Below are 9,826 nucleotides of genomic sequence, written 5' to 3'. Positions count from 1 at the left end.
GTTGGCCTCCGTATTTGCCACCATTGCCCTATTTTTCTAAATTTGGGCGCACTATGACAAAGGCTAAATTCATCAAATTCATCATTGCGTCGATACTTGCTATCGCCGCTCTCTTCTTGCCCTACGAATCCCTCGGATTCGATGCAGCAAGCCCCATGGGACCCCTGAACCCGCTCGAAATCCGCGTCATCGGCGTTTTCGTCATGGCCGCTCTTTTCTGGATCCTGCAACCGTTCCCGATCTGGTCCACCTCGATGCTTGTCATCGTGCTCATGATTGTCACGATGTCCGATTCGTCGCTCGCCCCGTTCCGCGTGGACGGTGTGACGATGATTAGCCACAAGTCCATCATGGCGACCTTTGCAAACCCCATCATCATGCTCTTCCTGGGTGGGTTCTTCCTTGCTGCCGCCGCCACCAAGTACAAGATGGACTTGAACCTGGCCCGCGTGCTCCTGAAGCCCTTCGGCAAGAACCCGAAGTTCGTGCTCCTCGGCCTCATGCTCATTACGGCTGTGTTCTCGATGTTCATGAGCAATACCGCTACCGCAGCCATGATGCTTGCCATCCTCGCCCCGGTGCTCAAGCTCTTTGACGAAGACGATCGCGGTAAGGCTGCTTTTGCCCTTGCTATTCCGCTCGGTGCCAACATCGGTGGTATGGGTACCCCGATCGGCACGCCTCCTAACGCCATCGCCCTTGGTGCCCTGAACGATGCCGTTGCCCGTGGTGACCTTGTCGCGAACCCGGTGACCTTCGGCCAGTGGATGGCTTTCGGTATTCCGTACGTGATTATTTTGATGGTGGTTGCTTGGCTCCTGCTCGTGAAGATTTACCCGATCAAGATGAAGCAGATGGTCCTGAATATTGAAGGTGCCGGCAAGTTCGATACGAGCCCCAAGGCTATCATCGTTTACATTACCTTTGTCGTGTGTGTGCTTTTGTGGGTGACGGGCAAGAACGTTCACGGTATTAACGATAACGCGATTGCGATGATCCCGATGGCCGTGTTTGCCCTTACCGGCGTGATTACCAAGAAGGATTTGAATGCGATGAGCTGGGACGTGCTCTGGCTCGTGGCTGGTGGTTTTGCCCTGGGTGTTGGCCTCAATGCGACTGGCCTTGCCGCTCACCTTATCAAGACGATCCCGTTTGCAAGCTGGTCTCCGCTTGCTCTCATGGTCGGCTGCGGTATCATTTGCTTGTTCATGGCGAACTTCATGAGCCATACCTCTACGGCTACGCTTTTGGTTCCGATTCTTTGTGCTGTGGGCATCGCTTGCCAGGACAACCTCGTTGGCCTCGGTGGCGTGACCGCTCTCCTCGTTTCCGTTGCGTTTGCTAGCTCTCTCGGCATGAGCCTCCCGATTTCGACTCCGCCTAACGCCCTTGCGCATGCGACGGGCTATACGGATACGCGCGGTATGGCGATTACGGGTGTTGTCATGGGACTGGTCGGTCTGGTTCTCTCTTGGGGAATGATGATTTTCCTCGCCCATGTGAATTTCTTTGGTACGCCGGCGCCGAAGGCTGCTGATAAGGTCGCAGAGCCTGCCGCAGTGACCAAGGTTGTGGAACAGCCTGCTCCGGAAGCACCTGCTGCCGTAGTCGCAGATTCTTCTGTTGTTGATACTACTGCTGTTGATAGCGCGGCTGTCGATTCTGCCGCTGTTGCTGATTCCGCAGTTGTTGATAGCAACGCTGCTGTCGTGGATAGCGCCGCTGCTGCTCAGGCTACTGCCGATAGTGCTGCTGCGAAGGCCGCTGCTGATAGTGCCGCTGCCGCCCAGGCTACTGCCGATAGTATTGCCGCTGCTCAAGCCAAGGCCGACTCCATCGAGAAGGTGAAGGCTGCCGAAGCCGCTGCTCTCGTTGCCGCTGCTGCCGCTAAGAAAGCCCAGCAGGATAGCATCGCTGCCGTGAAGAAGGCCAAGGCCGATAGCGTCGCCGCCGCCAAGAAGGCTGCTGCCGAAGCCAAGAAGGCCGAGGCAGAAAAGAAGAAGGCAGAAGCCGCTGAAGCTAAGAAGAAGGCCGCTGAAGAAAAGAAGGCCGCTGCTGCCGCGAAGAAGGCTCAGCAGGATAGCATCGCCGCTGTGAAGAAGGCCAAGGCCGATAGTGTTGCCGCCGCCAAGAAGGCTGCCGCAGAAGCCAAGAAGGCCGAGGCAGAAAAGAAGAAGGCAGAAGCCGCTGAAGCCAAGAAGAAAGCTGCCGAAGAAAAGAAGGCTGCCGCTGCCGCGAAGAAGGCTCAGCAGGATAGCATCGCCGCAGTGAAGAAGGCCAAGGCCGATAGCGTCGCCGCCGCCAAGAAGGCTGCTGCCGAAGCCAAGAAGGCAGAAGAGGCCAAGAAGAAGGCAGAAGCCGCTGAAGCCAAGAAGAAAGCTGCTGAAGAAAAGAAGGCCGCTGCCGCCGCTAAGAAAGCCCAGCAGGATAGCATCGCCGCAGTGAAGAAGGCCAAGGCCGACAGCGTCGCCGCCGCCAAGAAGGCTGCTGCCGAAGCCAAGAAGGCAGAAGCAGAAAAGAAGAAGGCTGAAGCTGCTGAAGCCAAGAAGAAAGCTGCCGAAGAGAAGAAGGCTGCCGCTGCCGCAAAGAAGGCTCAGCAGGATAGCATCGCTGCCGTGAAGAAGGCCAAGGCCGATAGTGTTGCCGCCGCCAAGAAGGCTGCCGCCGAAGCCAAGAAGGCAGAAGAGGCCAAGAAGAAGGCCGAAGCCGCAGAAGCTAAGAAGAAAGCTGCTGAAGAGAAGAAGGCCGCTGCTGCCGCTAAGAAAGCCCAGCAGGATAGCATCGCCGCTGTGAAGAAGGCCAAGGCCGACAGCGTCGCCGCCGCCAAGAAGGCTGCCGCCGAAGCTAAGAAGGCAGAGGCCGAAGCCAAGAAGGCCGAAGCAGAAGCCAAGAAGGCAGAGGCTGAAGCGAAGAAGGCTGAAGCTGAGGCTGCTAAGGCTCAGGCAGAAGCAAAGAAGGCAGAAGCATCTGCTCCGGCCCCTGCTGCAAAGCCTGCCGAAGCACCGAAGGCTGCTGCACAGCCCGCGGCTAAGCCCGCTGCTGCAAAGCCCGCTGCACAGCCTGCAGCTAAGCCTGCAGCCGCGCCCGCCAAGAAGTAATTCTAGCTGGAATCCAGTTTCAAAAGGACGCCTGACGGCGCCCTTTTTTGTTGTTTTACCTCGCGTACCTAAAAAAACATTATATTTGTGACAGCACAAACGTAAAAATGCAGGTATGAATATGAAAAAATGGCTCGGAACGCTTATGTTGTTGTCTGTCATGGGCTTAATGGCGTGTGACGGAAATGGGGCGAACAAGGATGTCGACGATTGCGACGAAAACCCGGCGGACTGCCAGGTTCCGGACGATCCCGTTGACGGGGAAGAGTAGCTGGCCCCTTTACATTTTTTGTTTTTCCCCGTTGCAAGACGGGGGTCTTTATTCTATATTTGCGCAAGTTTAAAACGACAGAACTTTAGCTGGTCAAAGATGATTTTGCACATGATGAATAAGGCAAAGGCACCTTGCGGAACACACGGTTCCGAAGCAGTTAAAGTTTTTTCGTTTTCTGATTTTGATTTTGCTGAACCATTTGGTTCGGCATTTTTTTTACCCAGCGTCAAAGCGACGCACACCCCCTACGTCATCCTGAGCCCTGTAAGGGCGAAGGATCCAGTCCAACAGTTTAATACAAGAGTTTAATAATTAGTATCAACGGAGATAAAAAATGAAGATTGAAGGCATCGACAAAGTCCTTATCATCGGTTCTGGCCCGATCGTGATCGGTCAGGCTTGCGAATTCGACTATTCCGGCACCCAGGCTTGCAAGGCCCTGCGCGAACAGGGTTACAAGATTGTGCTCGTGAACTCTAACCCGGCTACCATCATGACCGACCCGGTCATGGCCGATGCCACTTACATCGAACCGCTGAACGTCGCCCGCCTCACCCAGATTATCGAAAAGGAACGCCCGCAGGCACTCCTCCCGAACTTGGGCGGTCAGACCGGCTTGAACCTCGCCTCAGCGCTCAGCAAGGCCGGCGTGCTGGACAAGTACGGCGTGAAGGTCATCGGTGTGAACCTCGACGCTATCGAACGCGGCGAAGACCGTGAAATCTTCAAGGAAACCATGCAGAAGCTCGGCATCGACACCCCGCGCTCCGGCATTTGCCACTCCGTGGAAGAAGCCGAAAAGATCGTTGCTGAAATCGGCTACCCGGTCGTCGTTCGCCCGGCATACACCATGGGCGGTGCAGGTGGCGGTTTCTGCTATAACGTGGAAGAACTCCGCACCATTTGCAGTAACGGTCTTGAACTCTCGATGACGCACCAGTGCCTCATTGAAGAATCCATCCTCGGTTGGGAAGAGCTGGAAGTCGAAGTCGTGCGCGATTCCAAGAACCAGATGATCGCCATCTGCTTCATCGAAAACATCGACCCGGTGGGCGTGCATACCGGCGACTCCTTCTGCGCAGCCCCGTTCCTCACCATCGACAAGAAGCTCGAAGAAGAACTGAAGGAAAAGGCCTTCAAGATTGTGGAATCCATCGGCGTGATTGGCGGTACCAACGTACAGTTCGCTCACGACCCGAAGACCGGCCGCGTGGTGATTATCGAAATCAACCCGCGTACCAGCCGCTCCTCCGCCCTTGCTTCCAAGGCTACCGGCTTCCCGATTGCCCTCATTTCTGCAAAGCTCGCCGCAGGCCTCACCCTCGACCAGATTCCGTACTGGCGCGATGGCTCCCTCGAAAAGTACACCCCGAGCGGTGACTACGTGGTGCTCAAGTTCGCACGCTGGGCATTCGAAAAGTTCCGCGGCGTCGATGACTGCCTCGGCACCCAGATGAAGGCCGTGGGCGAAGTCATGGCTATCGGCAAGACCTACAAGGAAACCCTCCAGAAGGCTATCCGCGGCCTCGAAAACGGTCGCTCCGGCCTCGGCTTTGCGAAGGACTTCAACAAGAAGAGCAAGGAAGAACTCCTCGAAATGCTCAAGACTCCGAGCTCCGAACGTCACTTCCAGATGTACGAAGCCATCCGCAAGGGTGCAACCGACGAAGAAATCTTCGCCGCCACCTACGAAAAGGCCTACTTCGTGCAGCAGATGCGCGAACTCGTGGAACTCGAAGAAGAAATGCTCAAGACTCCGGGCCGCCTCCCGGCCGACGAACTCCTCATCAAGGCCAAGAAGGACGGCTTCAGCGACAAGTACATCGCGAAGATTCTCGGCATCCGCGAAAAGGACGTGCGCAAAAAGCGTACCGAACTCGGCGTGGTCGAAGGCTGGTGCGCAGTGCCGGTGAGCGGCGTGAAGGACCAGTACTACTACTACAGCACCTACAACTGCAAGGACGAATCTACCGCCAGCACCAACCCGAAGAAGATTATGATTCTCGGCGGTGGCCCGAACAGAATCGGTCAGGGCATCGAATTCGACTACTGCTGCTGCCACGCTGCAATGGCTCTCCGCGAAATGGGTTACGAAACCATCATGGTCAACTGCAACCCGGAAACGGTTTCTACCGACTACGATACCAGCGACAAGCTGTATTTCGAACCGGTCTGCCTCGAAGACGTTCTCCAGATTTACCACAAGGAAAAGCCGGCCGGCGTTATCGTGCAGTTCGGTGGCCAGACTCCGTTGAACATCGCCCGCGCACTCTCCGACGAAGGCGTCAAGATTCTCGGTACGAGCATTGACTCCATCGATATCGCCGAAGACCGCGACCTGTTCCGCAAGATGATGGACCAGCTCGGCATCCCGATGCCGGAAAGCGGCATGGCCACGAACATCGACGAAGCCCTCGCTTGCGTCAAGCAGATCGGTGGCTACCCGGTGATGATCCGCCCGAGCTTCGTGCTTGGCGGCCGCGGCATGGAAGTCATTTACGACGAAAACATGCTCCGCGAATACGTGGCGAAGGCCGTGGGCGTGACCCCGGACCGTCCGCTCCTCATCGACCGCTTCCTCCACAACGCTTTGGAATGCGAAGCCGACGCGCTCTCCGACGGTGAACACGTTTACATCCCGTCCGTGATGGAACACGTGGAACTTGCCGGTGTCCACTCCGGTGACTCCGCCTGCATCATCCCGCCGGTGACCATCACGAAGGAAAACTTGGCAACCATCAAGGATTATACCCGCAAGATTGCCGAAGCCCTCCACGTTTGCGGCCTCATGAACATGCAGTACGCTATCGAAGACGGCAAGGTGTTCGTCCTCGAAGCGAACCCGCGCGCAAGCCGCACGGTGCCTCTGGTCTCCAAGGTTTGCAACACCCAGATGGCCCGCCTCGCGACCCGCCTTATGCTAGGAGCCAAGCTCGAAGATCTCAAGCTCAAGGACAAGAAGTTCAACCACCACGGCGCCAAGGAAGCTGTGTTCCCCTTCGACAAGTTCCCGAAGGTGGACCCGGTTCTCGGCCCCGAAATGCGCTCCACCGGCGAAGTGCTCGGCCTCTCCGACGACTACGCCCTGGCCTACTACAAGAGTCAGGAAGCCGCAGGTTCCTTCCTCCCGAACGAAGGTGCCGTGCTGATTAGCTTGTCCGACAAGGTGAACCTTGCGGACCAGGCTATCGAAGTGGGCAAGGAATTCGAAAAGCTCGGCTTCAAGATTTACGCTACCGAAGGCACCGCCAAGTTCTACGAGAAGGCCGGCGTCAAGTGCGAAGTGGTGAACAAGATTGCCGAAGGCCGCCCCAACGTCCTCGACATCATCCTGAACAAGCAGGTGAACCTCATCATCAACACGCCGTGGGCAAAGCGCGACGCCATCAAGGACGAAAGCGCCATCCGCAAGGCCGCCATCAAGTACAAGGTGCCTTACATCACGACGCTCGCCGGTGCCTACAACACCGTCAAGGGCATCGCCGCCGCTCGTAACGGCCACGGTGCTGTGAAGAGCCTCCAGGAATACCACGCTTCTATTGAAGAGATCTAATGCGAACGTCATCCTGAGTGCGTAAGCGCGAAGGATCCAGAACATTAAAGACCGTAGCAATAAAATGCTGCGGCCTTTTTTTGCATAAGTTGTTTATGAAATCATTTACATCTCGTCCGCGAGTTCTTTGGAAAATTCTTGAATGGACCGAACTGAGACCAGCGGAAAGTCGATGCTTTTCAGAATATCGAAATGCCGATTGTTAGAAACGATGTATTCTGCCATTCCGCCGTGGGCCTGTACATCTGCAGCTTGCGCAGGTGGGAGAGGTATGTGTCGTAGGTGTATTTCGACAGCGTGCTCGCCTTGGATTCCACAATCGCACGCGTCTCGGCGTAAAAGTCGCTCATTGGTTGTCCCTTATGGCTTACATGCGTTCAAAAGCCATCGTTTAGATTATCTCTGTACAAATGTACACTATTTTTGTGTAGTTGTCAATAGGTTCCTTAGTTTTTGACTTTTTTACGTCTTGTATTCCGCGATAGACTCCATCAACTTATCGAAGTCGCTTTTGTAATTGGCGTCGCGGATTATCCTGAATTTGTCGTATTCGCCTTCCGCGAATGCCTTGGCAATTTCGTGTGTGACCTTGCCCTTGTCCTCGAGAATGTCGCGCTCGTTGAATTGGAGAAATGCGTTTAGCTTTTCCACCCAGTCCTTCATGTACATGACCTGGCTGCGTTTCGCCTGCAGTTCGGCGAAGTCCAGATACATGGTGACAATCCTGTTCAGGGTGTCAATTTCTTCTTGCGACAGGTAGTTCTTGGCGATGGAAACGTCTGGCTTGCGTATGTCGCCGTTGGGGGCGTTTTTCCATGTCGTGAGCCCCATGTTCACCTTTTTGCTGTCTGCACGTGAGTATATGATTTCTGCTGCGGTCTGGTGCGTTACAGCATAATGCATCTTGTTCTGCACTGTTGCGAAGAAATCCTGCGTAATTTGGCTGTCAGGGCTGTAGTCTGCGCTGCATCGGGCGTAGATGTCCGTGATTTTTTGGTAAAAACGGCGCTCGCTAGCCCGGATTTCGCGGATGCGTTCTAGCTGCTCCTCGAAGTAGTCCTTGCCAAAGAAGTTCTGCGGATCCTTCAGGCGCTCGTCGTTCATGGCGAAGCCCTTGATTATGTATTCCTTCAGGACTTGCGTCGCCCAGATGCGGAACATGGTCGCCTTTTTGGAGTTGATGCGGTAGCCTACTGCGATGATAGCATCGAGATTGTAGATGTTGACGAACTTTGTTTGTTCCTTGCCAACCATCGCTCCATGGGGAGTGGTTGTTTCCATTTTGGAAACTACCACTTTTTCGTCCAATTCGCCATCGGCAAAGATATTCTTCAGGTGCTTTGAAATGGCCGCCTTCTGCACATCGAATAGTTCGGCCATCTTGGCCTGGGTGAGCCATAAGTTCTCGTTTTGCAACAGAATTTCGACCTTGACTTCTGCATTATCGGTTTTGTATAGTAAAATCTCTTTCATACTACACAAATGTATACTATTTTTGCGTGACTGTCAATAGGTTCCTTAAAAAATTTCCAATAAAGAAGCCCTGGAAGTGGTCGGTTCAGGGCGAAAAAAGTGATTTGTCTTTCATTCGTTAGTTTTTCTCTACCTTTTTCTCGATGCTTTTAATCGAGTCAAGGAAAGCTTTTTCTACCGAGGAAAGGGTCTTCTGTTGATACTTGCGATATTCGCCTGTAGCCTTGTCGACTGCTTGCTCGTGGGAAATGGAGCCGTTGCCTTGTAGAAGTTTTTCTCCGCCGGCGGTGAGTATTTGGTCCAGATGCTTGGACCAGTCGGACATGGTCATCGGCTCGTGCCGTTCTGCCTTGCGTTCGGCGAAGTCCAGGTAACCGGATACAATCTGCCCCATGGCCCGGAGCTCACGCTCGTCTAGATAGTTTTTGGCAATCAGCGCATCTTGAAGGCTTGGCTTGTCGCCGGAAAATGTTGTGAGCCCCATGAACGCCTTTTCTGCGTCAGCTCGGCTATAGATGACTTCTGCCGCAGTCTGTCCGTGTACAGCGAAGTGCATCTTGTTCTGCACCTTCTTGAAAAACATGATGGAAGTGTCGGCGTGCGGATCGTAGTCGATGCTTGTTGCGTAAATGTCGAGAACCTGACGGTAGAATACCTTTTCGCTGGCGCGGATGTCTCGAATCCGTGCCATGAGTTCTTGCCAGTAATTGCCTCCGCCCAACTTTTTTAGGCGATCGTCGTCCATCGTGAAGCCCTTGACAATATACTCCTTGAGGCGTTTCGTGGCCCACTGCCTGAACTGGGTGCCACGCAGGGACTTTACGCGGTAACCGACAGAAATAATGACGTCAAGGTTGTAGAAATTCACCTCGTGAGACTGCGTTTTGCCCTCAATCGCCCCATGCGGAGTGGTTATTCGGAATTTCCGAACAACCTCTTTTTCGTCTAGTTCTCCCTCTTTGAATACATTCTTTATATGCTCGTTTATGGTCGATTTAGACTTGCTAAACAGCACGGACATCTGGTCCTGCGTAAGCCAGGCGGTCTCGTCCTCAAAACGGACCTCAACGTTGATTGTTTCGTCGTCTGTCCTGAATATGACAATTTCGTTTTCCATTTCGTTTTTCATACTACACAAATGTATACTATTTTGACGCGGATGTCAATAGGTTACTTAAAAAATTTCCAATAAAGAAGCCCTGGAACGGTTGTTTCAGGGCGATGAGGAAAGTTGCCTTAGGCGACCTCTATGTCAAGTTTTCCTTCTGTGTACCGCTTGACAACGGAATTGAGTAATGTCTGGTAAGGTATGCCCACGCGTTCGGCTTTTGCCTTGAATGCCTCCAGGACGCCGGGGTCGAAGCTTGTACCGACCTTGGACTTTCTCGCTTTTTTTGCTGCACGTTGCTTTGAGGCCGCAATGGCCTT

General features: G+C 54.0%; 7 protein-coding genes and 1 pseudogene. 4 read left to right on the top strand and 4 right to left on the bottom strand.

Annotated elements, in window-relative coordinates:
• Positions 1–53 precede the first annotated feature (53 nt).
• From B4B27_RS14635 to carB, 4 genes and pseudogenes are all read left to right on the top strand, one after another.
• A pseudogene (locus tag B4B27_RS14635) lies at positions 54–1,502 on the top strand (SLC13 family permease); the annotation flags it as partial.
• 1,711 nt (positions 1,503–3,213) lie between these two features.
• Positions 3,214–3,369 (top strand): hypothetical protein, encoded by a 156-nt coding sequence (locus B4B27_RS05830; protein WP_290724599.1) that lies wholly within the window; start codon positions 3,214–3,216, stop codon positions 3,367–3,369.
• A 111-nt stretch (positions 3,370–3,480) separates the two neighbouring features.
• Complete coding sequence (locus tag B4B27_RS05825; protein ID WP_290724598.1) at positions 3,481–3,681, top strand: hypothetical protein; 201 nt, start codon at positions 3,481–3,483, stop codon at positions 3,679–3,681.
• Positions 3,682–3,706: 25 nt separating this feature from the next.
• Positions 3,707–6,925, top strand: coding sequence for a carbamoyl-phosphate synthase large subunit (gene carB, locus B4B27_RS05820; protein ID WP_290724596.1), 3,219 nt, complete (start codon positions 3,707–3,709; stop codon positions 6,923–6,925).
• A 179-nt stretch (positions 6,926–7,104) separates the two neighbouring features.
• Here carB and B4B27_RS05815 read toward each other — a convergent pair whose 3' ends face one another.
• From B4B27_RS05815 to B4B27_RS05800, 4 genes are all read right to left on the bottom strand, one after another.
• Positions 7,105–7,275, bottom strand: a complete 171-nt coding sequence (locus B4B27_RS05815) for a hypothetical protein (protein WP_290724594.1) — start codon at positions 7,273–7,275, stop codon at positions 7,105–7,107.
• 112 nt (positions 7,276–7,387) lie between these two features.
• Positions 7,388–8,398 (bottom strand): virulence RhuM family protein, encoded by a 1,011-nt coding sequence (locus B4B27_RS05810; RefSeq protein WP_290724592.1) that lies wholly within the window; start codon positions 8,396–8,398, stop codon positions 7,388–7,390.
• 118 nt (positions 8,399–8,516) lie between these two features.
• Positions 8,517–9,527 (bottom strand): virulence RhuM family protein, encoded by a 1,011-nt coding sequence (locus B4B27_RS05805; protein ID WP_290724590.1) that lies wholly within the window; start codon positions 9,525–9,527, stop codon positions 8,517–8,519.
• A 107-nt stretch (positions 9,528–9,634) separates the two neighbouring features.
• Positions 9,635–9,826 (bottom strand): BrnA antitoxin family protein (locus B4B27_RS05800; protein ID WP_290724589.1); only part of this gene is annotated, 192 nt, incomplete at its 5' end.

Origin of the sequence: Fibrobacter sp. UBA2449, assembly GCF_002342555.1 — a bacterium.
In the GTDB taxonomy this organism is placed as follows: domain Bacteria; phylum Fibrobacterota; class Fibrobacteria; order Fibrobacterales; family Fibrobacteraceae; genus Fibrobacter.
This window is presented reverse-complemented; position numbering and strand designations above follow the sequence as displayed.

Excerpts from the sequence above, each read along its gene's own strand:
- B4B27_RS05830 (WP_290724599.1), top strand. The coding sequence starts at position 3,214 with ATGAATATGAAAAAATGGCTCGGAACGCTTATGTTGTTGTCTGTCATG.
- B4B27_RS05825 (WP_290724598.1), top strand. The coding sequence starts at position 3,481 with ATGATGAATAAGGCAAAGGCACCTTGCGGAACACACGGTTCCGAAGCA.
- carB (WP_290724596.1), top strand. The coding sequence starts at position 3,707 with ATGAAGATTGAAGGCATCGACAAAGTCCTTATCATCGGTTCTGGCCCG.
- B4B27_RS05815 (WP_290724594.1), bottom strand. The coding sequence starts at position 7,275 with ATGAGCGACTTTTACGCCGAGACGCGTGCGATTGTGGAATCCAAGGCG.
- B4B27_RS05810 (WP_290724592.1), bottom strand. The coding sequence starts at position 8,398 with ATGAAAGAGATTTTACTATACAAAACCGATAATGCAGAAGTCAAGGTC.
- B4B27_RS05805 (WP_290724590.1), bottom strand. The coding sequence starts at position 9,527 with ATGAAAAACGAAATGGAAAACGAAATTGTCATATTCAGGACAGACGAC.